At 43.2% G+C, this 1071-nt stretch carries 1 protein-coding gene; it reads left to right on the forward strand.

Features of this window, described 5'->3' with window-relative positions:
• A partial coding sequence (locus R7Z78_RS24730) for an ABC transporter ATP-binding protein (RefSeq protein WP_169643747.1) occupies positions 1–1071 on the forward strand: 1071 nt, incomplete at both ends.

Consider the following 1071-nt stretch of genomic DNA (forward strand, 5'->3'; position numbering starts at 1 on the left):
CAAAGGCAGTGGAGGAATTAACGCCCACCTTATTACTGATATAGAAACCATCGATCAATTTGTTGGTTCGACACTCGCAAAGTTTGTTATCAGCTTTTTGACCGTCATCGGCACCGCTATCGTTCTGCTTTGGCTAGATTGGCGTCTGGGCTTATTTATTCTGCTCGTAAACCCTATTGTCATTTATTTCTCTCGCAAACTTGGCAGTATGGTCAAGCATCTCAAGCGTAAAGAAAACCACTCGTTCGAAATTTTCCAAAACCGACTGGTAGAAACGTTGGATGGTATTTACCAGCTGCGCGCTGCCAATAAAGAGCGCGAATTTCTTCAGCAGCTAAAAGAGAGCGCCAATCAAGTCCGCGTCGATGCTGACAAATACGCCTGGCAATCAGAAGCGGCTGGTCGAGTTTCTTTCTTGCTCTTCTTAATTGGTTTTGAATTATTCCGTGCGGTTGCCATGTTAATGGTGATGTTTAGTGACCTAACAATTGGCCAAATTTTCGCTGTATTTGGTTATCTATGGTTTATGTTGTCCCCTGTTCAAGAGCTTCTTGGAATACAATTCTCTTGGTATAGCGCAAAAGCCGCATTGAAACGTATTAACGACCTTCTAGAGTTGGAAGAAGAAGATAGACCTGTCTCGAAGGTGAATCCTTTCAACGAAACGCGCGAAGTCGATGTAAAAATCGAGCATGTGGATTTCTCATATAATAATGAGAACAAAGTGTTGGATGACCTGTCGTTACATATTCCAGCGGGCAAAAAAGTTGCGTTAGTGGGCGCGAGCGGCGGCGGTAAATCAACACTGATTCAACTGCTAATTGGTGTTTACCGACAGAACGCAGGTAGCATTCGTTTTAATGATGAGTTAACAGAAGATATTGGTTTTGAAGTGATCCGCGACAAAATTGCCGTGGTATTACAGCAACCTATACTATTTAACGACACCTTGAGGCATAATCTGACGCTCGGTGGTCACTTTGATGAAATGTCGTTGTGGAGAGCGCTCGAAGTTGCTCAATTACAAGATGTGATTTCTCAACTTAACCACGGTTTGGATACGCAAATTGG

The organism is Vibrio sp. 1167, from assembly GCF_033340375.1.
GTDB classification, from domain to species: domain Bacteria; phylum Pseudomonadota; class Gammaproteobacteria; order Enterobacterales; family Vibrionaceae; genus Vibrio; species Vibrio alginolyticus.